The organism is Microbacterium sp. B19(2022) (assembly GCF_012030385.1).
Classification (GTDB): domain Bacteria; phylum Actinomycetota; class Actinomycetes; order Actinomycetales; family Microbacteriaceae; genus Microbacterium; species Microbacterium oxydans_B.
In genome coordinates this window covers 1-23,285 of the sequence record NZ_JAAUVO010000018.1, presented here as the reverse complement: position 1 = coordinate 23,285, position 23,285 = coordinate 1, and the positions used below count along the sequence as shown (strand labels likewise).

The 23,285-nt window shown below is 68.6% G+C and carries 18 protein-coding genes; 8 read left to right on the top strand and 10 right to left on the bottom strand.

Annotated features, from left to right (window positions below; genetic code table 11):
- The first annotated feature begins 48 nt into the window (after positions 1 to 48).
- Together HCX50_RS15390 and HCX50_RS15385 are read left to right on the top strand one after the other, a co-directional pair.
- Positions 49 to 1,254, top strand: coding sequence for a thiolase family protein (locus HCX50_RS15390; RefSeq protein WP_091036639.1), 1,206 nt, complete (start codon positions 49 to 51; stop codon positions 1,252 to 1,254).
- A gap of 8 nt (positions 1,255 to 1,262) precedes the next feature.
- The gene (locus HCX50_RS15385; RefSeq protein ID WP_167634992.1) at positions 1,263 to 3,407 is read left to right on the top strand and encodes a 3-hydroxyacyl-CoA dehydrogenase NAD-binding domain-containing protein; all 2,145 of its coding nucleotides are present in this window, start codon (positions 1,263 to 1,265) and stop codon (positions 3,405 to 3,407) included.
- Between the two features lie 65 nt (positions 3,408 to 3,472).
- On the opposite strand, the gene HCX50_RS15380 is transcribed toward HCX50_RS15385, so the two are convergent.
- Genes HCX50_RS15380 through HCX50_RS15370 form a run of 3 tightly spaced genes read right to left on the bottom strand, consistent with a single transcriptional unit; the run spans position 3,473 to position 7,638 of the window.
- Positions 3,473 to 5,110 (bottom strand): GMC oxidoreductase, encoded by a 1,638-nt coding sequence (locus HCX50_RS15380; RefSeq protein ID WP_167634957.1) that lies wholly within the window; start codon positions 5,108 to 5,110, stop codon positions 3,473 to 3,475.
- Positions 5,103 to 6,008 (bottom strand): YegS/Rv2252/BmrU family lipid kinase, encoded by a 906-nt coding sequence (locus HCX50_RS15375; protein WP_167634956.1) that lies wholly within the window; start codon positions 6,006 to 6,008, stop codon positions 5,103 to 5,105. The genes HCX50_RS15380 and HCX50_RS15375 overlap by 8 nt, the downstream gene beginning before the upstream one ends.
- A 1-nt stretch (position 6,009) precedes the next feature.
- The gene (locus HCX50_RS15370) at positions 6,010 to 7,638 is read right to left on the bottom strand and encodes an FAD-binding oxidoreductase (RefSeq protein ID WP_237682538.1); all 1,629 of its coding nucleotides are present in this window, start codon (positions 7,636 to 7,638) and stop codon (positions 6,010 to 6,012) included.
- Between the two features lie 20 nt (positions 7,639 to 7,658).
- Between HCX50_RS15370 and HCX50_RS15365 the strand changes: the two genes are divergently transcribed.
- From HCX50_RS15365 to HCX50_RS15355, 3 genes are all read left to right on the top strand, one after another.
- On the top strand, positions 7,659 to 8,267 hold the full coding sequence (locus HCX50_RS15365; RefSeq protein WP_091036648.1) for a TetR/AcrR family transcriptional regulator: 609 nt from the start codon (positions 7,659 to 7,661) through the stop codon (positions 8,265 to 8,267).
- Positions 8,264 to 9,715, top strand: a complete 1,452-nt coding sequence (locus tag HCX50_RS15360; RefSeq protein WP_167634955.1) for a glycerol-3-phosphate dehydrogenase/oxidase — start codon at positions 8,264 to 8,266, stop codon at positions 9,713 to 9,715. Before HCX50_RS15365 ends, HCX50_RS15360 begins: the two co-directional genes overlap by 4 nt.
- A gap of 139 nt (positions 9,716 to 9,854) precedes the next feature.
- Positions 9,855 to 10,550 carry an SPFH domain-containing protein gene (locus HCX50_RS15355; protein WP_167634954.1) on the top strand — a complete coding sequence of 232 codons (696 nt, stop codon included), beginning with the start codon at positions 9,855 to 9,857 and terminating at the stop codon, positions 10,548 to 10,550.
- A 39-nt stretch (positions 10,551 to 10,589) separates the two neighbouring features.
- Here HCX50_RS15355 and dxs read toward each other — a convergent pair whose 3' ends face one another.
- From dxs to dut, 5 genes are all read right to left on the bottom strand, one after another.
- Positions 10,590 to 12,530 (bottom strand): 1-deoxy-D-xylulose-5-phosphate synthase, encoded by a 1,941-nt coding sequence (dxs, locus tag HCX50_RS15350; protein WP_167634953.1) that lies wholly within the window; start codon positions 12,528 to 12,530, stop codon positions 10,590 to 10,592.
- 155 nt (positions 12,531 to 12,685) lie between these two features.
- Positions 12,686 to 15,520: an aconitate hydratase gene (locus HCX50_RS15345; RefSeq protein ID WP_091036656.1), complete on the bottom strand. Its 2,835-nt coding sequence runs from the start codon at positions 15,518 to 15,520 to the stop codon at positions 12,686 to 12,688.
- A gap of 153 nt (positions 15,521 to 15,673) precedes the next feature.
- Positions 15,674 to 16,408 (bottom strand): DUF3159 domain-containing protein, encoded by a 735-nt coding sequence (locus HCX50_RS15340; RefSeq protein WP_091036658.1) that lies wholly within the window; start codon positions 16,406 to 16,408, stop codon positions 15,674 to 15,676.
- Positions 16,405 to 16,992: a DUF3710 domain-containing protein gene (locus tag HCX50_RS15335; protein ID WP_091036661.1), complete on the bottom strand. Its 588-nt coding sequence runs from the start codon at positions 16,990 to 16,992 to the stop codon at positions 16,405 to 16,407. The genes HCX50_RS15340 and HCX50_RS15335 overlap by 4 nt, the downstream gene beginning before the upstream one ends.
- On the bottom strand, positions 16,989 to 17,459 hold the full coding sequence (gene dut, locus HCX50_RS15330) for a dUTP diphosphatase (protein ID WP_167381653.1): 471 nt from the start codon (positions 17,457 to 17,459) through the stop codon (positions 16,989 to 16,991). The genes HCX50_RS15335 and dut overlap by 4 nt, the downstream gene beginning before the upstream one ends.
- A 12-nt stretch (positions 17,460 to 17,471) precedes the next feature.
- Between dut and HCX50_RS15325 the strand changes: the two genes are divergently transcribed.
- Positions 17,472 to 17,936 carry a DUF3093 domain-containing protein gene (locus HCX50_RS15325; RefSeq protein ID WP_091036667.1) on the top strand — a complete coding sequence of 155 codons (465 nt, stop codon included), beginning with the start codon at positions 17,472 to 17,474 and terminating at the stop codon, positions 17,934 to 17,936.
- A gap of 132 nt (positions 17,937 to 18,068) precedes the next feature.
- On the opposite strand, the gene HCX50_RS15320 is transcribed toward HCX50_RS15325, so the two are convergent.
- Positions 18,069 to 18,362 carry a DUF4193 domain-containing protein gene (locus HCX50_RS15320; protein ID WP_029263263.1) on the bottom strand — a complete coding sequence of 98 codons (294 nt, stop codon included), beginning with the start codon at positions 18,360 to 18,362 and terminating at the stop codon, positions 18,069 to 18,071.
- A gap of 196 nt (positions 18,363 to 18,558) precedes the next feature.
- Between HCX50_RS15320 and sepH the strand changes: the two genes are divergently transcribed.
- Entirely contained in the window at positions 18,559 to 19,602 is a 1,044-nt protein-coding gene (gene sepH, locus HCX50_RS15315) for a septation protein SepH (RefSeq protein WP_091036670.1), read from the top strand.
- A 66-nt stretch (positions 19,603 to 19,668) separates the two neighbouring features.
- Here the strand turns inward: sepH and HCX50_RS15310 are convergent, their stop codons facing one another.
- Entirely contained in the window at positions 19,669 to 20,790 is a 1,122-nt protein-coding gene (locus HCX50_RS15310; protein ID WP_167381654.1) for an alkaline phosphatase family protein, read from the bottom strand.
- Between the two features lie 44 nt (positions 20,791 to 20,834).
- On the opposite strand from HCX50_RS15310, the gene HCX50_RS15305 reads away from it, so the two are divergent.
- Positions 20,835 to 23,276, top strand: a complete 2,442-nt coding sequence (locus HCX50_RS15305; RefSeq protein ID WP_167634952.1) for a DNA gyrase/topoisomerase IV subunit A — start codon at positions 20,835 to 20,837, stop codon at positions 23,274 to 23,276.
- The last annotated feature ends 9 nt before the right edge of the window (positions 23,277 to 23,285 follow it).

Below are 23,285 nucleotides of genomic sequence, written 5' to 3'. Positions count from 1 at the left end.
GTTTCGCGGGCTTCATAGACTGAGGCCACGCACTAACTTGGAGGCAGAGTGGCCGAGATCTCGGACGTCTTCTTCGTCGATGGAGTGCGCACCCCTTTCGGGCGCGCCGGCGAAAAAGGCATGTACTGGAACACCCGCGCGGATGACCTCGCCGTGAAGGCGACCATCGGCCTGATGGAGCGCAACGCTGCCGTCCCGGCCGACCGCATCGATGACGTGGCGATCGCCGCGACGAGCCAGACCGGCGACCAGGGCCTCACCCTCGGCCGATCGGTGGCGATCCTCGCCGGGCTTCCGCAAACGGTCCCTGGACTCGCCGTCGAGCGCATGTGCGCCGGCGCGATGACCAGCGTCACCACGATGGGCGCCTCGATCGGCGTCGGCATGTACGACTTCGCCCTCGCCGGCGGGGTCGAGCACATGGGGCATCACCCGATCGGCGGCAACGCCGACCCGAACCCGCGCTTCGTCGCCGAGAAGATGGTCGACCCGGGGGCCCTCAACATGGGTGTCACCGCCGAGCGCATCTTCGACCGTTTCCCGCACCTCACCAAGGAGCGGTCCGACCGGTTCGGGATGCTCAGCCAGCACAAGGTGCAGGCCGCCTACGATGCCGGCAAGATCCAGCCTGACCTCGTGTCCGTGGCCACCAAGGGTGCCGACGGTGCCTGGGGCCTTGCCACCGAGGACGAGGGTCGTCGCCCGCAGACCACCATGGAGGACCTCGCGGCTCTCAAGACGCCGTTCCGTCCGCACGGGCGCGTCACCGCGGGCACCTCCTCCCCCCTCACCGACGGCGCGACGATGTCGCTGCTCGCCGGCGGTGGCGCGGTGAAGGAGTTCGGGCTTGCACCGAAGATGCGGATGGTCTCGTTCGCCTTCGCCGGTGTGCAGCCGGAGATCATGGGCATCGGCCCGATCCCCTCGACCGAGAAGGCCCTCAAGAAGGCCGGTCTGACGATCGCCGACATCGGCCTGTTCGAGCTCAACGAGGCCTTCGCCATCCAGGTGATCTCGCTGCTCGACCACTTCGGCATCGCCGACGACGACCCCCGCGTGAACCAGTGGGGCGGCGCGATCGCGCTCGGGCACCCGCTCGCGGCATCCGGTGTGCGTCTGATGATCCAGCTCGCGGCGCAGTTCGCCGAGCGCCCCGACGTCCGCTACGGTCTGACCGCCATGTGCGTCGGCCTCGGCCAGGGCGGCTCGGTCATCTGGGAGAACCCGCACTACAACGGCAAGAAGAAGAAGTGAGCGCCAACGTGACGAACTACGACGACATCGACTTCTCCCCCATCCAGGCGCTCACCGAGGGCGAGGTCATCACCCAGTCGCCCGTGCGCGACATCCGCCTGGCCTCGGGCAAGGTGCTCGCCCTGATCACGCTCGATAACGGTCGGGACCACACGCGCCCGAACACGCTGGGTCCGGCGACTCTCACGCAGCTGGGCGAGACCCTCGACGGTCTCAAGGCACGTGCGGCAGCCGGCGAGATCCAGGCCGTCGGCATCACCGGCAAGCAGTACATCCTCGCCGCCGGTGCTGATCTGTCCGACATCAGCAAGGTGGGCTCTCGCGACAACGCGCGCCTGATCGCGCAGCTGGGTCACAAGGTCCTCGGCAAGCTCGGCGACCTCGGTGTGCCGTCGTTCGCCTTCGTGAACGGCCTCGCCCTGGGCGGCGGCCTGGAGATCGCGCTGAACTCCAGCTACCGCACGGTCGATTCCTCCGCCGCGGCCGTCGCACTCCCCGAGGTCTTCCTCGGCATCATCCCCGGCTGGGGTGGCGCCTACCTGCTGCCGAACCTGATCGGCATCGAGAACGCCCTCGAGGTCGTCATCTCGAACCCGCTCAAGCAGAACCGGATGCTGAAGCCGCAGCAGGCATTCGACCTGGGTGTCTTCGACGCGATCTTCCCCGCGGCGAACTACCTCGAGAACTCCCTGTCCTGGGCAGACGCTGTTCTCGGCGGTAAGAAGGTCGAGCGCAAGAACGAGCCGGGCAAGATCGAGCGCCTCACCAAGTGGCCGATCGCGATCAAGATGGCGCGCGGGATGCTCGAGTCGAAGATCGGCACCGTGCCGAAGTCGCCCTATGCCGCGCTCGAACTGCTCGACAAGGCGAAGAGCGGTACGAAGGCCGAAGGCTTCGCCCGCGAGGACGAGGCGCTGGCTGAACTCGTGACCGGCGACCAGTTCGCCGCCTCGATGTACGCCTTCGACCTGGTGCAGAAGCGCGCGAAGCGACCCGTCGGCGCTCCCGACAAGCAGCTCGCGAAGAAGGTCACCAAGGTCGGCATCATCGGTGCGGGACTCATGGCGAGCCAGTTCGCGCTGCTCTTCGTCCGCAAGCTCCAAGTGCCCGTGCTCATCACCGACCTGGATCAGGCACGCGTCGACAAGGGCGTCGCGTACATTCACGAGGAGATCGGCAAGCTCGAGGCCAAGGGCCGTCTGGACTCCGACTCGGCCAACAAGCTGCGCGCACTCGTCACCGGCACCACCGACAAGAGCCTCTACGCGGACTGCGACTTCGTCATCGAGGCCGTGTTCGAAGAGGTCGGCGTCAAGCAGCAGGTGTTCGGTGAGATCGAGCAGATCATCGCCGACGATGCGATCCTCGCGACCAACACGTCGTCGCTGTCGGTCGAGGAGATCGGCTCGAAGCTCGCACACCCCGAGCGTCTGGTGGGCTTCCACTTCTTCAACCCCGTCGCGGTGATGCCGCTGATCGAGATCGTGAAGACACCGACGACGTCCGAGGCGGCGCTGTCGACCGCCTTCGTCGTGGCGAAGAACCTGGGCAAGAATGCGGTCCTCACCGCCGACGCGCCCGGCTTCGTCGTGAACCGTCTGCTCGCCAAGGTCATGGGCGAGGCCGCTCGTGCGGTCTACGAAGGCACGCCGATCGCGGACGTCGAGAAGGCGTTCGGCCCGCTCGGTCTGCCGATGGGGCCGTTCCAGCTGATCGACCTGGTCGGCTGGAAGGTCGCCGCCCATGTGCAGGACACCATGGTGCAGGCGTTCCCCGACCGGTTCTATGCGAATGAGAACTTCCACGCTCTCGCCGAGCTCGACGCGGTCGTGGAGAAAGACAAGGGAGGGCGCGTCGTCGGCTGGAGCAAGCAGGCCGAGAAGGTGCTGAAGCCCGCCGTCGGCAACACCCCGGCAACGGCTGCGACGATCCTCCAGCGCGTACAGGACGGTCTGGCTCAGGAGATCAAGCTGATGCTCGACGAGGGCGTCGTGCCCGAGGTCGAAGACATCGACCTCTGCCTGATCCTCGGCGCCGGATGGCCGTTCATCGATGGCGGGGCCTCCCCGTACCTCGACCGCGAGGGTGCCTCCGAGCGGGCCTTCGGCGGCTCGTTCCACACTCCGCAGATCCGCGGCGTCGAGCACCGCTGATCGCGGCGCCAGTCCGAGAAAGCGCCCCTCTCGACTCCTTGCGAGTCGGGAGGGGCGTCTCTTCGTCAGGCGGCGCGGTCGGACTGCCCAGGGCGCAGGTCGTCTTCCCCGCGACGGGGCCAGTGCGAGAGGGCCCTCTCGGCGAGGGCAGTGATCGTGAGGGAGGGGTTGACCCCGGGGTTCGCGGGCACCGCCGCCCCGTCGACGACGTGCAGCTGCGGGTGGCCCCAGACGCGATGGTACGGATCGATGACGCCCCGCTCCGGTGAATCGGAGATCACGGCCCCGCCGAGGAAGTGCGCGGTGAGCGGGATACCGAACACCTCCGGCCACGACCCGCGCGGCTCGGCAGCGACGCCGCTGGAGCTCTCGATGCGCGCCGCGATCGCCGCTGCCGCCCGGTGCGCCTGGGGCAGGTGACTCGGGTTCGGCTCACCGTGTCCCTGGGCGCTGGTCATCACGTTCCGTCCGAAGCGTCGACGGAGCGACAGGGTGAGGGAGTTGTCGGCGGTCTGCATCACGAGGGCGATGATGCCGCGCTCGCTCCAGCGGTGCAGATTCCCGAGTCGGAGCTGCCGCACCGGGGAGCGGAGCACCCGCCCCACGAGGCTGCCCCATCGCGCCGCGAGGCCTCGATCCCCCGGAACCAGAGCGGTCGCGAGCGCCCCCATGAGGTTCGAACCGGGACCGTAGCGGACGTTCTCGACGTGGGTGCGGTCATCCACGTGGAACGAAGTCGTGATCGCGACGCCGCGGGCGAGGTTCAAGGATTCCGGTACCTCCACCGCAACAGCGCCGTCGAGGGCTTCGGAGTTCGTGCGGGTGAGCTGACCCAGGGCATCCGAGATCCGGGGCAGCGCACCGGATGCCTTCATGCGGTGCAGCAGCTGCTGGGAACCCCAGGTGCCTGCGGCGAGCACCACCTGCTGTGTTGTCACCGTCCGGCGCGCCGGACGCAGCCAGGCGCCGCTGCGCTGGGTGGTGACGGCGAACCCGCCGGCCGGCAGCTCTCGTACTTCGGTGACGGTCCGCAACGGTTCGATCACCGCACCGCGCCGCTCTGCCAGTGCGAGGTAGTTCTTCATCAGAGTGTTCTTCGCGCCGACGCGGCACCCGACCATGCAGTTGCCGCACAGCGTGCATCCTGTGCGCTCCGGGCCCTCGCCGCCGAAGAACGGATCAGCGGTACGCTCTCCCGGCTTCCCGAACCACACACCCACCGGGGCGTGCCGGAAGGTCGAGCCGACCCCCAGGTCGTCGGCAGCGCCCGCCATGATCCGCTCGACGGGTCCGGTGTGCGGGTAGTGCTCCACCACGCCGAGCATCCGCTTCGCGGTGCGGTAGTGCGGCGACAGCTCGGTTTCCCAGTCGGCGATGCCGCGCCACTGCGGGTCTTCGAAGAACGCCGTACCGGGCTCGTACAGCGTGTTGGCGTAGTTGAGGGAGCCACCGCCCACACCGGCGCCGGCCAGGATCATCACGTGCGGCAACCGATGGATGCGCTGGATGCCGAAGCAGCCGAGAGCCGGAGCCCAGAGGTATCGCCGCAGGTTCCAGCTGGTCTTGGCGAAGTCCTCGTCCTCGAAGCGTCGGCCGGCCTCGTACACACGCACCCGATAGCCCTTCTCCCGCAGGCGCAGCGCGGCCACTGATCCGCCGAACCCGGAGCCGACGATCACGACGTCCTCATCGAACTCAGTCATCGTTCTCCCCCGGAACCATCATCGTCAGCGCTCCGGGCAGCACCGAGATCGTGCATTCGTCCTCGCCGATGCGCTCGCCGTCCGCATAGACGACGAGGCCCGGGGCGGACACGGTCAGCGTCCGAGCCCGGCGATGCATGACCTCCGGTCGATTCAGATGCGTCCCCCGCAGCAGCAGCGGGAAGAGGCGCAGCAGACGCAGCCGCCCGAGCGGTGCCACGTGCACGACGTCGAGCAGTCCGTCGTCGGGCACCGCACCCGCGCAGATCGGCATGCCGCCACCGTAGCTCGATGTGCTGCCGGCGGCGATGAGCGTGCCGGGTGAGCGCAGGGGATCTTCGCCGTCGACGGCGAGCATGAAGTCCATCGGCCGTAGGCGGACGAGCTCGATGAGCAGCGCCAGGTAGTAGCGCGGGGCACCGTGCGGCCAGCGCAGCCGGTTGGTGCGGTCGCTGACCTTGGCATCGAAACCCAGGGCAGCGATCGTCAGGAACTTGCGCGCTCCCGCGACGGTGCGCACTTCGCCGACGTCGATCGCACGGTGCACGCCCGTGAGCGCGAGTTCCGCGGCGTCTGCGGCATCGCCGCGAGGAAGGCCGAGCGCACGGGCGAGGTCGTTCCCCGTGCCCGCCGGCACCAGGACCACCGGGACGGTCGATGCGCACACGATGTCGAGCACCCCCGACAGGGTCCCGTCGCCGCCCACCACCACCAGCGCGCGCGGATCGTCCGCGAGGGCGGTGACCGCGAGTCGGGCGGTGTCGGCAGCGGATCCGCCCGCGTAGGTGCGCACGTCGACCCCTCGCCCGCGCAGGTGCAGGACGGCCGCCTCGGCGGCTCTCCCTCCCCGTCCCTTGCCGGAGAACGGATTCGCGAGCACCGCGATGTGCTCGACCACGTCAGCGGGTCCGTTCGAGGGGGATCACGGCGCCCGGGTTCAGGATGCCCGTGGGGTCGAGTTCGCGTTTGATCGCCGAGAGGATGCGCATGCCGGTCTCGCCGATCTCCTGACTCAGCCAGGGTGCGTGATCTCGGCCCACCGCGTGATGGTGGCTGATCGTGCCGCCGGCGGCGATGATCGCGTCGTTGACCCGCGCTTTGACAGGTTCCCAGACCCCGAGCGGGTCGGTGCGGATGCCGGCGAGCACCGTGAAGTACAACGAGGCTCCGGTCGGGTATATGTGCGACACGTGGCACATGACGTAGGACTTCGCTCCGGCGGCGGAGAAACCATCCTTCAGCGCGATCTCGACGGCGGATCGCAGCGCGTGCAGGTTCGACCAGGTCGTGGCGGTCTCCAGCGTCTCGCAGAACACCCCGACGTCGAGCAGCGAGTCCCGCAGATAGGGGCCGTCGAACCGACTCCGCAGCCACTCCTCCGCCGCGCTCTCCCCCGCCGAGGTGCCGCCGGCCGCGGCGAGATGGGCACTCGTCCTGGCGCGGCGCTCGGCGATCTCCTCGCCCTCTCCCTCATACACGGTCACGACGCTGGTGCCCTTCGCGAGGGCTTTGCCGATCCTGCCGACCTGGGCGAGGCTCACGGCGGTCTCCGCTTCGTCGGACAGGCGGATGACCGTGGGGCCGTCGCCGTGCTGCGCCACTCGCCGCAAGCCCTCGAGCCCGCTCGCGAAGTCGGGGAACGACCAGGATTCGAACACTCGCTCGCGCGAGATCGGATGCACTCGCACCCGTACCTCGGTGATCACACCGAAAATGCCCTCCGAACCGAGGAACACCCGGATCAGGTCGGGGCCGGCTGCCGAGCCGGGCGAGCGCCCGAGTTCGATGTCACCGGTCGGGGTAGCCACTCGGATCCCGGTCACCATCGTGTCGAAGCGACCGTTTCCCGCGGAGTTCTGCCCGGACGAGCGCGCGGCGGCGAAACCTCCGATGGTGGCGTAGCGGAAACTCTGCGGGAAGTGTCCGAGTTCGAGGCCGTGAGCCGACAGCAGCATCTCCGCATCCGGGCCTGTCGTCCCGGATGCGAGCACCGCCTCGCCGCTGACGGCGTCGAGCCGCACGATTCCCTGCAGCCGACGCAGGTCGAGGCTGACGACGGCGTGGTGGGCGCCGCGTTCCGGATCGAGAGCCCCGACGACGCTGGTGCCGCCGCCGTACGGGATCATCGCGATCCCCCGCTCCACGGCCACGTCGAGGCACGCGCGCGCCTCGTCGTGGCTCGCGGGGCGGACGACTGCGTCCGGCACGCGCTGCTCCCGCTCGCGTCGGCGCAGGAGGTCCGGGGTGGAGCGGCCACCCGCATGACGGATGCGCGCCTCCGCCGACGTATCCACCTGATCGACGCCGACGGCGGTGCCGAGGGCCGCGACATCAGCCTCGGTGAGGCCGCTCGTACCGATCTGCACGGCGGACAGATCGACCGGCGCCTCCGGTCGCCGGATACGCCCGAGCAGCAAGGGCAGGAGTGCCCGGACGGCACGCGGAAGATCCTTGGCCCGGTCCGGATCGCCCCAGCCATTCCATCGCATCGCGCCATCTCCGGCACCGCTGCCGCTCTCGAGCTCCATGCGTTACAGTGTGACACATCATGGAAGAACGTCAACTGGATTCCCTGGCGACCGAAGACGTCTCCCCGTCGTGGGATGGGACGCAGACCCGCATCCTCGACGCGGCCGATGCCCTGATCATCCGCCGCGGTGTGCACGGCGTGACGATCGCGGAACTCGCCCGCCGCTCCGACCTGAGCCGCCCCACGATCTATCGCAACTGGGCCGACGCCGACGACGTCGTGCGCGCAGCTCTGCTCCGGCGCGTCACGGGTCTGATCGAACAGTTCCCCACCCCGGCGGGCACACGCGCAGCGCTTGTCGACGACGTCTTGAGGTTCACGGCGCTGTTCCGTGCCGACGCCGTGTACTCGCGCCTGCTCGCCGATGAGCCGGAGGCGTTCACCCGGTACACGCTGCAGCGGGTCGGGTCGAGTCAGCGCATGATCCTGCAGTGGCTCTCCACCGCGATCGCCGCGGCGCAGACACAGGGCTCGGTCCGCACGGATCCACCTCGGGAGATCGCCGTCATGCTGCTGCTCGTGGCCCAGTCGGCGGTGCTCTCGCAGGGGACGGTGTCCGAACTCATCTCCGAAGCCGCCTGGGAGCGCGAGTTGCGGATGACACTCGACGGACTGCTGCGGCCATGATCGGCCCGTCGTCCGCGCTGAACGCCGCCCGCCGTGCGATCGATCTCGCTCGTGCCGCGGAGGAGACGGTGGACGTCCTCGTCGTCGGCGGCGGGATCACCGGAGCGGGAGTGGCTCTCGACGCCGCGTCGCGCGGACTCAGCGTGACCTTGATCGAGGCGGAAGACCTCGCGTTCGGCACCAGTCGGTTCAGCTCGAAGCTCGTGCACGGCGGCCTGCGGTACCTCGCGACCGGCGACGTCGCCACGGCGCGGGAAAGCGCGCAGGAACGGCACCTGCTCATGACGACGATCGCACCGCACCTGATCCATCCCCTCGGTCAGCTCCTGCCGTTCAGCCGTGGCGTGACGCCGCGTCAGCGGGTCGCAGGAGCGATGGGGATGGGGATGGGCGATCTGCTGCGTATGCGGGCGCACACGCCCCGTTCCGTACTCCCTGCTCCGCGGCTCGTGTCGACCCGCACCGCTGTGCGTCTGGCGCCCGCCCTCGACACGGTTGGCCTGCGTGGCGGCGTGCTGTCGTACGACGGTCAGCTGGTCGACGACGCGCGTCTCGTCGTCACGGTCGCACGCACGGCCGCGGCGCATGGGGCGCGCATCCTCACCCGGGTGCGCGCGATCGGGCTCCGCGGCGACGGTGCGACGGTCGAGGACGCACTCACCGGAGAGCGCTTCGAGATCGACGCCCGCACCGTGATCAACGCCACCGGGGTCTGGGCGGGCTCGCTCGATGAGGCGATCCGCGTGCGGCCGAGTCGCGGCACGCACATCGTGCTCGACGCGAACGATCTCGGGCAACCGACCGCGGCACTGACCATCCCGCACGAGGGGTCCATCAGCCGCTACATCTTCGCCCTGCCGCAGGCGTACGGACGCGTGATCGTCGGTCTCACGGACGAGGACGCTCCGGGCGCTGTGCCCCTCGTCGCACAGCCCACGGATGCCGAGATCGATTTCCTCCTGGCGAGCCTCAACCGGGTCGTGGCCACGCCTGTCCGGCGCGATCAGGTGCGCGGGGCGTTCGCGGGCCTGCGCCCGCTGGTCGACAGTGCGGCGGCGACGACGTCCGATGTGTCGCGCCGCCATCTGGTGGCGACGGCCGACGCCGGCTTCGTCACCGTGCTCGGCGGAAAGCTGACGACATACCGACGGATGGCGGAAGACGCGGTCGATGTCGCCGTGCGCGCCCGTGCGCTGCCCGCGACAGGGAGCAGCACGGCGTCCCTTCGGCTCGTCGATCGGATCGTGCCTCCCTCCGAGGGGCTGCTCGACGACCGCACCGGGCTGTCACGCGCGGAGGTCGAGTACGCGGTGCGCGTCGAAGGTGCGATGACCGCCGCCGACGTCCTCGATCGACGCACCCGCGTCGGGCTCGTGGATGCCGATCGCGAGCGCTGCCGACCCGCGGTCGAGGAACTCGTCGAGCGCACAATCTCCGACCTCTTCTGAGCCTGCCGGGATCGCATCCGGGCCCTCCCGTTTCCTCCGAGCGGCGACGCGGGGAACGCGCGAGGAACAGCGCATGAACTCCCCCGGACGAGACTGCGCTCGAGCATCCGAAGGCCTCCCGACCCTGCACAGTGGTGTCATGGACATGCTCTTCGCGATGCTGGGCGGCAAGGGGATGTCGGGGCTGTTGAAGACCGGCACCGCACTTCTGACCTTGCTCCTGGTCCTTCCCGCTCTCCTCAAGCTCTTCGTCGTCACGGTCGACGAAGGCTGGGCCGCGATCCGGACCCGAAACGGCAAGCCCATCATCCGCAATCGTCCGCAGCGCCGTCCGACCGCTCGCGGCGGGGCTGTCGGGGAGGTCGTCGTCCTCGACCCCGGCTCCCATGGCGCCTTCCCCCTGTTCTACTGGTATCGGCTCATCGATGTGCGCTGCCGGGCGACCGACCTGCCCGTCCGCGAGATGGGCGGGGCGAGCGGACATCAGCACCGCGTGCACGCATCGTTCGAATGGCGCCCGATACCGACCGGGCGAGATCTCCGGGTGTTCGAGCTCGACGTCGTGAACGTCAAGGAGCGGGCGTCGAACATCGTCGGCGCGGCCCTGAGAGACGTGATCAGGGGCCTCGACGGCACCGAGCTGCCGCACAACGACGAGATCAATGCGCGCGTGATCGCAGCCAGCGCCGAGGAGGTTCGTCGCGCATGCGGGGTGGAGCTCGTACGCGTGATGGTCACCGGCGATGCCCTGACCGACGGCTACTTGATGTCGACCGCGCTCCGCGACGTGGATCGCGGCGCGCAGGCCGTCGCCGCACTGCACGCACTCAACTGACGCCGTCCGCCCATCCGGACCGGCGGCGCCTTCAGCGCATCAGTGGCGTTCGCGGAGGGGCAGGTCGATCGTGCCCGTCTCGCCCGCATCGCGCGCCTTCGGGATCCTGGTCCCGAGTACCTGGGAAACGATGTCCTGCGCGATCTTCGGTGCCGTGAGGCCCGCATCCGCGAGGATCTGATCCCGCGAGGCATGATCGATGAACTCGTCGGGCAGGCCGAGCTCGTCCACCGCCGTGTCGATGCCGGCCTCGCGGAGGACCTGTCGTACCCGGGTGCCGATACCACCGACACGGATACCGTCTTCGAGCGTGATGACGAGGCGGTGGTGGGCCGCCATCTCGATGACAGACGGCTGCACCGGGATCGCCCAGCGCGGGTCGATCACGGTGGCCCCGATGCCCTGCGCACGAAGACGCTCTGCGACGTCGAGCGCGAGTTCGGCGAACGGGCCGATGGCGACGATCAGCACGTCCTCCGACTCCCCGCGCGCGAGCACGTCCACACCGTCCTTCAGACGCTCGATGGCGGGAAGGTCGGCGGCGACCTCGCCCTTCGGGAAGCGGATGACGGTCGGGGCATCGTCGACCTGGACGGCCTCGTTCAGCGCTTCGGTGAGACGGGCTCCGTCCCTCGGCGCGGCGATGCGGATGTGCGGGACGATCTGCAGCATGGCGAGATCCCACATCCCGTGGTGGCTGGGACCATCGGGGCCGGTCACGCCGGCACGGTCGAGAACGAAGGTGACACCCGCACGGTGCAGAGCGACGTCCATCAACACCTGATCGAACGCCCTGCCCATGAACGTGGCGTAGAGCGCGACGACGGGGTGCAGTCCGCCGTACGCCAGCCCAGCGGCGGAAGCCACCGCGTGCTGCTCGGCGATCCCCACGTCGTACACGCGATCGGGGAACCGCTCGGCGAACGGGGCAAGGCCCGTCGGTCGCAGCATGGCGGCCGTCATCGCGATGACATCGCTGCGCTGTTCCCCCACCGAGACGAGGGCCTCCGAGAACACGTCGGTCCACCCGCGACCACCGGACGACAACGTCTCACCCGTGGCGGGATCGATCTTCCCCACCGCGTGGAACTGGTCGGCCTCATCGTCCCGCGCGGGCTGGTATCCGCGCCCCTTCTCGGTGATCGTGTGCACGATGACCGGGGCCCCGTACGACTTCGCGAGCTCGAGCGTCTCGAGCAGGGCCGGGAGATCGTGTCCGTCGATGGGACCGAGGTACTTGATGTCGAGGTTCGAGTAGAGCGCCTCGTTGTTCGTGAAGCGCGAGAGGAAGCCGTGGGTTCCGCCGCGAACTCCGCGGAACACCGCGCGTCCCACAGGACCGAACGCGCGGAACAGGCGGTCGGAGCGCTGGTGCAGATCCTTGTACGCCGCCGCGGTGCGGACGCGGTTCAGATACCGCGACATCCCGCCGATGGTGGGGGCGTACGAGCGACCGTTGTCGTTGACGACGATCACGAGATTCCGGTCGTTGTCGTCGGAGATGTTGTTCAACGCCTCCCACGTCATTCCGCCGGTGAGTGCGCCGTCCCCGACGACCGCGACGACATGTCGATCCGCGCGGCCCGTGGCGGTGAGTGCGCGGGAGATGCCGTCGGCCCAGCTCAACGAACTGGACGCGTGGGACGACTCCACGACGTCGTGTGCGCTCTCGCCGCGCTGCGGATAGCCGGCGAGGCCGCCCCGCACACGAAGGCCGGAGAAGTCCTGGCGCCCCGTGAGGAGCTTGTGCACGTAGGACTGGTGCCCCGTGTCGAAGATGAACGGATCGTCGGGAGACGAGAAGACCCGGTGCAGAGCGATCGTCAGTTCGACGACGCCCAGGTTCGGCCCGAGGTGGCCACCGGTCTGCGAGACGTTGTCGACCAGGAACGTGCGGATCTCGGCGGCGAGCTCCTCCAGTTGATCGGTCGAGAGCGCGTCCAGATCACGGGGTCCTGAGATGCTCGGAAGAATGGGCATCTGCGCCTCCTCACAGGCTTCGCCAGAAGCGCCCGACGAGGGTACGGGCGCCCGTCGATCCTACCGCGCCAGGGCGGGAGAAACCGGTGAGCACCCCCTCCTTGACATGACGAAGGGACTCCGATCCATGGATCGGAGTCCCTTCGTCTGTGCGATCAGACCAGCGAACGCAGCACGTACTGCAGGATGCCGCCGTTGCGGTAGTAGTCGGCCTCACCGGGGGTGTCGATGCGGACGACCGCGTCGAACTCGACCGGCTGCTTGCCCTCGGGCGAGTGCTCGCTCGGGGTGGCCGTGACCTTGACCGTCTTCGGCGTGACGCCGTTGTTCAGTTCCTCGAGGCCGGAGATCGAGACGACCTCGGTACCGTCCAGGCCCAGCGACTCCCAGCTCTCGCCGGCGGGGAACTGCAGCGGGACGACGCCCATGCCGATCAGGTTCGAGCGGTGGATGCGCTCGAAGCTCTCGGTGATGACCGCCTTGACGCCCAGCAGGCTGGTGCCCTTCGCCGCCCAGTCGCGCGACGAACCGGAACCGTACTCCTTGCCACCGAAGATGACGAGAGGCGTACCCTGCTCCTGGTAGTTCATGCTCGCGTCGTAGATGTACGACTGCGGGCCACCGGGCTGCGTGAAGTCGCGGGTGAAACCGCCCTCGACGACCTGTCCGTCGTTGACGGCCGAGACCATGACGTTCTTCAGGCGGATGTTCGCGAACGTGCCGCGGATCATGACCTCGTGGTTGCCTCGACGCGAGCCGAAGGAGTTGAAGTCCTTGCGGTCGACGCCGTGCTCCGTGAGGTACTGGGCCGCAGGCGTGCCCGCCTTGATGTTTCCGGCGGGCGAGATGTGGTCGGTGGTGACCGAGTCACCGAGCGTCGCCATGACGCGTGCGCCCTCGATGTCCTTCACCGGGGTGAGTTCCATCGTCATGCCGTCGAAGTACGGCGCCTTGCGCACGTACGTGGAGTTCTCGTCCCACTGGAAGATCGCGTCATCCGGGGTGGGCAGGCTGCGCCAGCGCTCGTCGCCGTCGAAGACGGTCGCGTACTGCTTGATGAACTGCTCGCGCGAGATCGAGGAATCGACCAGCTCCTGCACCTCGGCCGGCGTCGGCCAGATGTCCTTCAGGAAGACGTCTTCGCCATCGGTGCCCTTGCCGAGCGCATCGTTCTCGAAGTCGAAGTGCATCGACCCGGCCAGCGCGTACGCGATGACCAGCGGCGGGCTGGCGAGGTAGTTCATCTTCACGTCGGGGCTGATGCGCCCCTCGAAGTTGCGGTTGCCCGAGAGGACGGCCGTGACCGCGAGGTCGTGCGAGTTGATCGCCTCCGACACCTCTTCGATCAGCGGACCGGAGTTGCCGATGCAGATCGTGCAGCCGTAGCCGACGGTGTAGAAGCCGAGGCCCTCGAGGTCCTTGTCGAGGCCGGACTTCTCGTAGTAATCGGTGACGACCTTCGATCCCGGTCCGAGCGTGGTCTTGACCCAGGGCTTCTGCTTCAGCCCCTTCGCCAGCGCCTTGCGTGCGACGAGACCGGCGGCGATCATCACCGACGGGTTCGACGTGTTGGTGCACGAGGTGATGGCGGCGAGCGTGACGGCGCCGTTGTCGAGGATGTACTTCTCCCCCGACGGCGTCGTGACCGGCACGGGCTTCGAGGCGTTCGCCGGAGCGCCGCTGTTGATGTGCACCGGGCGCGTAGTCGGCTCCTCTTCGCCGGGGACAGAGCCCGGGTCGGATGCCGGGAAGGAGTGCTTCGACTCCAGGTCGACGATGTCGTCGGAGGTCGACGCCGTCGTGTAGCCGAGGATGTCGTGCTCGAACTGGGCCTTCGCCTCAGAGAGGAGGATGCGGTCCTGCGGGCGCTTCGGGCCGGCGATCGACGGTACGACGGTGCCGAGGTCGAGCTCGAGGTACTCGCTGAAGGTGGGCTCGACGTTCGCGTCGTGCCAGAGCTTCTGCTCCTTGGCGTATGCCTCGACCAGCGCGACGGCCTCTTCGCTGCGGCCGGTGAGGCGCAGGTACTCGAGGGTCACATCATCGATCGGGAAGATCGCCGCCGTGGAGCCGAACTCCGGCGACATGTTTCCGATGGTGGCGCGGTTGGCGAGCGGCACCGAGGCCACGCCCTCGCCGTAGAACTCGACGAACTTGCCGACCACGCCGTGCTTGCGCAGCTGGTCGGTGATCGTGAGCACGACGTCGGTCGCGGTGACGCCGGCGGGGATCTCGCCGGAGAGCTTGAAGCCGACCACGCGCGGGATCAGCATAGACACGGGCTGGCCGAGCATGGCCGCCTCAGCCTCGATGCCGCCGACGCCCCAACCCAGCACGCCCAGGCCGTTGACCATGGTGGTGTGCGAGTCGGTGCCGACACAGGTGTCAGGGTAGGCGCGGAGGACACCGTCGACGTCGCGGTCGTAGATGACCTTGGCCAGGTGCTCGATGTTCACCTGGTGGACGATGCCGGTTCCGGGCGGGACGACCTTGAAGTCGCTGAAGGCCGTCTGACCCCAGCGCAGGAACTGGTAACGCTCACCGTTGCGCTGGTACTCGATCTCGACGTTGCGCTCGAGAGCGTTCTCCGAGCCGAACAGGTCGGCGATGACGGAGTGGTCGATGACCATCTCGGCGGGCGAGAGCGGGTTGATCTTGTTGGCGTCGCCGCCGAGGGCCGTGACGGCCTCGCGCATGGTGGCGAGGTCGACGATGCAGGGCACACCGGTGAAGTCCTGCATGACCACGCGGGCCGGCGTGAACTGGATCTCGGTGTTGGGCTCTGCCGCGGCATCCCACGAACCCAGCGCCTCGATCTGCGCCTTCGTCACATTCGCGCCGTCCTCGGTGCGAAGCAGGTTCTCCAGGAGAACCTTGAGACTGAAGGGGAGCTTCTCGAAACCGGGCACCGTGTCGATGCGGAAGATCTCGTAGTCGGTGCTGCCGACTGTCAGGGTGCTCTTGGCACCGAAGCTGTTCACCGTGGACACGAATCCGTCTCCTTCTATTCGGATGGGAGCGACAGGCGCCTCCATCTTGCTCGCCAGCGAGCCCCTGCGGCTAGCAAGGCGGACCTAACCAGTCTGCTCCGCGCAGCTCACCGGCGAAAGCCTGCGATTTATCTTGATGTCAAGATAAATCTATCACGCCTCGGCGGCATCTTCGCGCGACGGGCCGCGCGGATGGAGAGCACGCACCACAAGCCAGGTGACGGCGATCAACGGGGCGAAGAGCGGCAGCCCCATGATGAGCTTGAGCGTGCCGAGTGCGGTCACATCACCCGCGAGATACAGCGGGAGCTGTACGGCGAGTCGAGCGAAGAACAGTGCTGCCCACGCGATTCCGAGCCAGAAGTAGGCGCGACGCTTGCGCCGATCGTTGCGCCAGGTGGTGCCCTCCCCCATCAGGAAGCCGACCGCGAGGCCGATCAGCGACCAGCCGACGAGTGCCGACACGAGGATGACCGATCCATAGACCGCATTGGTGATGAGACCGGGGACGAAGTTGTCCGCTCCGCGACCGGTCCACAGTGCGAGCGCAGCCGCAGCGCCCGCGGCGACGAGTCCGCCGATCGCCGCGGAGGGCGGTGACTTCTGCAGCAGTCGGATGATCGTGAAGACCGCGGCGAGGCCGACCGAGATCCCGAGCGAGAGGATCAGCGGCTCCGGGCGGATCGTGAAGATGATCACGAATGCCAGGCTCGGCAGCACCGATTCGAGGATGCCGCGGACTCCGCCGATCGCCGACCAGACGACCTTGTGCGTGCTGGCGGTCTCCGCGGGGTCGAGCCCCGCACGGCGCGCCGCGCTGCCGAGAGCCGCCCCGAGGATCTCGGAGGTGCTCTTCTCGCGTTCCGGATCGGCTTCCGGAGTGCTCACGCGGAGCCCGGGGTCGCCGGCATCTTGAGCGGGATCAGATCACGCGGGGGCATCGGAGAGCCGCCGCGCACGACGACGATCGAGCGGAAGAGGTCCTCGACCTTGGCGCCGGCCTCGGGATCCGACGCACCCGCTCCGCCGATCACGCCGCGGAGGAACCAGCGCGGGCCGTCGATGCCGATGAACCGCGCGAGCCGCAGACCGGAACCTTCGCTCGCGGTCGCAGGGACCTCGGCGAGGAGCTCCTTGCCCAGGGGCCCGTCACGCTCCTCCACGCGGCCGCCCTGCGCCTTGACCTGGTCGCGCAGCTGTACGCGCGTCTCATCCCACAGTCCGCCGGACCGCGGGGCGGCGAACGGCTGCACCTGCAGGGAGGAGTCCGCGTAGTCGAGGCCGACGGCGACGATGCGCTTGGTCTGCTCCTCCACCTCGAGTCGGAGATTCAGCCCTTCGCGCGGCAGGATCTTGATCCCGCCGAGGTCGATGTACGGGCGAACCGGGTTCGCCTCGGAGTCGTCGAAAGGTCCGTCGGTGGCGCGGTTCGCGGGTGCCGACTTCGAAGGAGTCGCGTTGTTGTCAGTCATCTGTTCTGCCCTGCTTCGTTCTGCGTGAGTCCCGCCTGGTATCCGGTGGAGCCGAAACCGCCGGCGCCGCGGACGCTGTCCGGCAGCTCATCCACCGGGATGAACGTGGCGCGTGTCACCGGCATGATGATCAGCTGTGCGATGCGATCGCCGACGGCCACATCGTACGCGCTCCTGTTATCGGTGTTGATCAGGCTCACCTTGATCTCGCCCCGGTACCCGGCGTCGACCGTCCCCGGCGAGTTCACGATGGAGATCCCGTGCTTGGCCGCCAGCCCGCTGCGCGGAACGACGAAAGCGGCATATCCGTCGGGAAGCGCGATCCGGACTCCGGTGGCCACGAGAGCGCGCTCGCCCGGTTCCAGATGCACAGCCTCGGCCGCGACCAGATCGGCGCCGGCATCGCCCGGATGTGCGTATCCGGGCACCACTGCAGCGATAATGGGGACATCAACGGAATCGGTCACCCCATGAGGCTAATGCAGAACCCCGCCACAGACGCACGTGTCCACTACCGCGAACGACTCTCGCCCAGCCTCTGGCTGCTGGTCACCGTCGCGGTGGCAGGGCCGATGGTGTCTCTCGTCTTCGTGCCCATCGGGTCGACCGTCGCGCTGATCGTCGGCGCCGCCGTCTCTGCACTGCTCGTGCTCGGTTTCATCGCGGCGACGCCGGTCGTGTCGGTGGAGGGCCGTACGCTGCGTGCCGGTCGCGCCCACATCGACGTCGAACATCTGGGCGACCCGCTGGCACTCGACGGAGAGGAAGCCCGACAGGCACGCGGTCCCGGTCTTCCCGCACGCGGCTGGCACCTGATCCGCGGCGGGATCGACGGGATCGTCGTCGTTCCGAATCTCGACGCGGACGACCCGGTCGATTCCTGGACCATCTCAAGCCGCACCCCCGACCGCCTGGCCGCGGCAATCCGCGCTGCGCGTTCCTGACGACGGGCCGCTCCTGCGGGGTGCAGCCCGTCCCTGACCGCGCCACGCGTTCCTGACGGGCACCGCCCGCATACGACAGCGCGCCCCTGACCGAACGGTCGGGGGCGCGTGAGACGTCGCTCGGAGGACTGCTTACGCAGCGCACTCCTTGCAGATGGGCCCGGATGCGCCCTCGTGGTCGAGCTGTGACTGGTGCTTCACGAGGAAGCAGCTCATGCACGTGAATTCGTCCTGCTGCGCGGGCAGCACGACGACGTCGAGCTCGAGGTCGGAGAGGTCGGCACCCGGAAGGTCGAAGTTCGACGGGTTGTCGGAGTCTTCGTCCCCGCTTGAGCCGGAAGATTTGTCCGGCACACGCTCCTTGAGGGCTTCGATCGACTCGGAGTCGTCTTCGCTCTTTCGGGGGGCGTCGTAATCGGTTGCCATGCGGTAGATCTCCACTTTCATGGTGCGAGTGGGTGGTGCGCCGTCGGGTATCGGCGGCCATAGTTTGCACGACCCGGAGACATAACGCAAATGCGGTCCGTGCGACAGAGCAAACTCACGGCACGCCCAGGGTATTCCCGGCCCGGACGCCGCATGCGTGACACCATGAACGGACACCCATCAGAGGGGCATTCGCATGGAAAACGTCACCATCGTCGGCACAGAAGCAGGAGTCCTCGTACTCGCGACCGAGTCGGGCGAGCGGTTCTCGCTGCCCATCGACGACGTGCTGCAGCGTGAGATCCGTCGCGCCACCCGCCAGGCAGAGCCCACCGCGCAGAAGCTCGCCGCGAGCCCGCGCGACATCCAGGCGCAGATCCGCGCCGGACTCACCGCTCCCGAGGTCGCCGAGCTGCTGGGAATCAGCGTCGACGACGTCGCCCGCTTCGAGGGTCCGGTCCTTGCCGAGCGCGAGCACATCATCGGCCAGGCACTCGCGGTTCCCGTGCTGATCGGCAGTGAGGTCGAACCCGACGCCCAGCCGACCTTCGGCGCCGCGGTCCGCGCGAAGCTCGCCGAGGTCGCAGCGACGGCGGAGCGATGGGCGAGCTGGAAGGAAGACTCCAGCTGGACGATCAAGCTCGAGTTCACGGCGAATGACGTCGACCATGACGCCCGCTGGAGCTTCGACCCTCGCCGCAGTGCTCTCTCGCCGCTGAACGCCGACGCCACCCAGCTCTCGCGACAGGGTTCGCTGCCCGAAGGTCTCATCCCGCGCTTGCGTGCGGTGGACGCGGAACGCATCAACTCCCCGTACAAGGACGAGAGCCGGTTCGACTCGGGCGCCTTCGGTCCGCGCCTACTGCCTGCGCCCGAGGCGGAGTTCGAAGACCCCTCGCTCCCGGAGCGCTCCGACATCGCCGCGCAGGATGCCGCCATCAAGCGCGCTCCCTCCGCACAGAACACGAGCCCCGAGACCGCCGACCTGCTGGAGGCGCTCCGCCGCCGTCGCGGCCAGCGCGAGACGGCTCCCCTGCTCGACGACGCAGACGAGGCCGACCACTCCGACCCGATCTCACTTTTCGACGCGCTCGAGCAGCCCGACGATGAACCCGAGCCGGAGCAGCCTTCCGCCCAGGCCGCCCCGTCCGACCCCGCAGACTCCGGCGGCCGCCGTCGCCGCCGCAATGCCATGCCCTCGTGGGACGAGATCGTCTTCGGAGCCCGCACCGACGAGTGACTGACCGGCGCCGACGACACCGGTGCCGACGAGTAACGGCTCCCCGACCGTTCCTCGTTCGCTGTCTCAGCGCGCGAAAGCGCCGAGCCTGATCAGCGGAACCTGCCGCTCCTCGGGCGTGAGTGCTCCGTGTTGCCCGATCATGCCGCGCCCGCGCTGGTCCGCAGCGGTCCCGTCATAGACGGCCCACGCACCGCGGGCGACGGCCAGCAGATCGCCGATCCGGGCCGACGCCGCTGCGGTGACGGTCGGCCCGAACAGTCCAGCGTGGATGGCTTCATCCCGGGTCACGACGTCCGCGACGCCCTCCAGGTCTCGCCGCCACCGGGCGGTGACCGCGGCGGTGTCGGCGTCGGATTCGAGATAGACATGCAGCATCCGCGGCTCGCCGCCGACATGACGCACGTCCCGCAGATGCACCTCCTCCAGCACGACCTGTCGATTGACGGCCACATCGACCATCCCGTGGTCCGAAGTGACGAGCACGCCGACCCCCGGCGGCACCCGAGCGGCCAGGGCGGCATCGATATCTTCGAGTGCCGCGACCCACTCGCGCGACGCGATGCCGTGCTTGTGGCCGGCCTTGTCGACCTCGGGAAGGTAGCAGTAGACGAGCGACCCTGGGTGGGCCTGCGCGAGCGCGTACGCGGCTTCGATGCGCGCGGTCGCCGTCGTCGCCGCGACGAACTCCGCGCCCCGGAGCGTGGCCTTCGTGAATCCGCTGTGTGCGTAGCCGGCGAACCCGACCGCGAAACTCTCGTGTCCGTCATGACCGGCGCGTTCGAAGATGGTCGGCACCGGCTGCCAGGTGAGCGGGTCGATCCCGTCGGTCTCCCAGCCGCTGAGCTGATTGACCAGCACGTCGCGGCTCGAATCGAGCACCCGGTAGCCGACGAGGCCGTGCTCTCCCGGCCACACGCCCGTGACGATGCTGGTGAGCGCAGCGGCCGTGGTCGAGGGGAACACCGACTGCGCGACGTCCTTCTTCGCCATCCCGGCCGTCAGCGAGCGGGCGTGCCCTGCGTGGGCACGGAGGCTGATCGCCCCGAGACCGTCGACGACGACGAGAACCACGGATTCCGCACGCGGCAGCACCTCGGACTCGCCTCGGAGCGCGGCGAACAGGTCGTCCGCCACCCCGACGACGCTCCGGGCACTGGGCGAGGCGGACGGTAGCATGAGGGACATCCGAGCCAGTCTGACACAGGCTCCCGTACGCCCTCAGGAAGTCCATGCCGAAAACCCCGCCGCCCGAGCCCGTCGAGGAGCGCATCCAGGACATCGACCTCTCCGCCGAGATGCAGGGTTCGTTCCTCGAGTACGCATACTCGGTGATCTACTCCCGCGCTCTGCCCGATGCCCGCGACGGTCTGAAGCCGGTGCAGCGCCGCATTCTCTACCAGATGGCCGAGATGGGTCTCCGCCCCGACCGCGGCCACGTCAAGAGCGCACGCGTCGTCGGCGAGGTCATGGGAAAGCTCCACCCTCACGGCGACTCCGCCATCTACGACGCGCTGGTTCGTCTCGCGCAGGAGTGGGCGCTGCGCGTGCCCCTGATCGACGGCCACGGCAACTTCGGATCTCTCGACGATGGTCCGGCTGCCGCCCGATACACCGAGGCCCGGCTCGCGGCGGCGGCGCTCGCACTCACCGAGAACCTCGACGAAGACGTCGTCGACTTCATCCCGAACTACGACGGCCAGTTCCAGCAGCCGGCCGTGCTCCCTGCTGCCTTCCCGAACCTCCTCGTCAACGGCGCCAGTGGTATCGCCGTGGGCATGGCCACGAACATGGCACCGCACAACCTCATCGAGGTCGTGGCAGCGGCGACGCATCTGCTCGAGAACCCGGACGCCACCACCGAAGATCTGATGGAGTTCGTCCCCGGTCCCGATTTCCCCTCCGGCGGCATCCTGATGGGTCTCGACGGCGTCAAGGACGCCTACACGAACGGACGCGGAGCGCTCAAGGTCCGGGGCAAGACCTCCATCGAGCCGCTGGGTCCGCGCCGCACCGGCATCATCGTCTCCGAGCTGCCGTACATGGTCGGCCCCGAGCGGCTGATCGAGAAGATCCGCGACGCCGTGCAGGCGAAGAAGCTGCAGGGGATCAGCGACGTCACCGACCTGACCGACCGCAACCACGGGCTGCGCGTCGCGATCGGCGTCAAGACAGGGTTCGACCCGAACGCCGTGCTCGAGCAGCTGTACCGTCTGACCCCGCTCGAGGACTCGTTCAGTATCAACAACGTCGCGCTCGTCGACGGCCAGCCGCGCACCCTCGGCCTCAAGGAGATGCTGAGCGTCTACGTGGGCCATCGCCTCGAGGTGATCACGCGGCGGAGTCGCTACCGCCTCGCGCGCCGTGAAGAGCGTCTGCACCTCGTCGAGGGCCTGCTCATCGCGATCCTCGACATCGACGAGGTCATCCAGGTCATCCGCTCCTCCGACGACTCGGAGCAGGCGCGCACGCGCCTGCGCTCGGTGTTCGACCTGAGCGAGCTGCAGGCCGAGTACATCCTCGAGCTGCGACTGCGCCGCCTGACCAAGTTCTCGCGGATCGAACTCGAGACCGAACGCGATGCGCTGCTGGCGGAAATCGCCGCCCTCCGCGAACTGCTCGGCAGCCCGGTGCTCCTGCGTGGCGTGGTCGCCAAGGAACTGGATGCGGCGGCCGACGCGTACGGCACGCCGCGCCGGACGCTGCTCATGAACGCCGCCCCGCCCAAGCCGCGAGCGACCAAGGGAGCGGTCGATCTGCAGATCGCCGACGCGCCCACGGTCCTCGTGCTGTCCACCACGGGCCGCGCCGTGCGGGTCGACCTCGGCGAGGGGCAGGAGCTGACCGTTCCGGCACGTCGCAGCAAGCACGACGCGATCCTGACGACGGTCGAGACGACGGTCCGTGCGGAGATCGGGGCTCTCACCAGCCTCGGCCGTGTCGTGCGCTTCTCCCCCGTCGACCTGCCCTCCGTTCCCGCGACCTCCGTTCAGCTCGCTGCGGGGACACCGCTGCGCGACTACCTCGGGATCACGACCAGGAACGAGCGGATCCTCGGGTTCGTGCGTTTCGACAGCGAGACGCCGATCGCCCTCGGTACGGCGCAGGGAACGGTGAAGCGCATCGTCCCGACGTCGCTGCCGGCGCGCCCCGATCTCGAGGTCATCGGCATGAAGCCCGGCGATACGGTCGTGGGTGTAGCGGAGGCCCCCGACGAGTCCGATCTCGTGTTCGTCACGAGCGACGCGCAGCTGCTCCACTTCCCCGCCGCGAACGTGCGCCCTCAGGGAGCACCGGCAGGCGGCATGGCCGGAGTCAAGCTCGGCTCCGGTGCAACGGTGCTGTTCTTCGGCGTCGTCGATCCCGCAGCGGAGGTTGTCGTCGCAACGGTCTCCGGTGGCGAGAGCATCCTGCCCGGCACCGACCCAGGGCGCGCGAAGGTGTCGGCGTTCGCGGAGTATCCGGCGAAGGGCCGCGCCACGGGCGGCGTGCGCGCGCACTCGTTCCTGAAGGGCGAGGATCGGCTCACCGTCGCCTGGGTGGGGCCGAACCCGCCTTTGGCTGTCGACCCGACCGGCGCCGTGCGCAAGCTCCCTGAAGCCGGAGCACGACGTGACGCCTCGGGTCAGCCCATCGACGGCGTGATCGGCAGCATCGGCCGCACACTCGTCTGAGAACGGGAG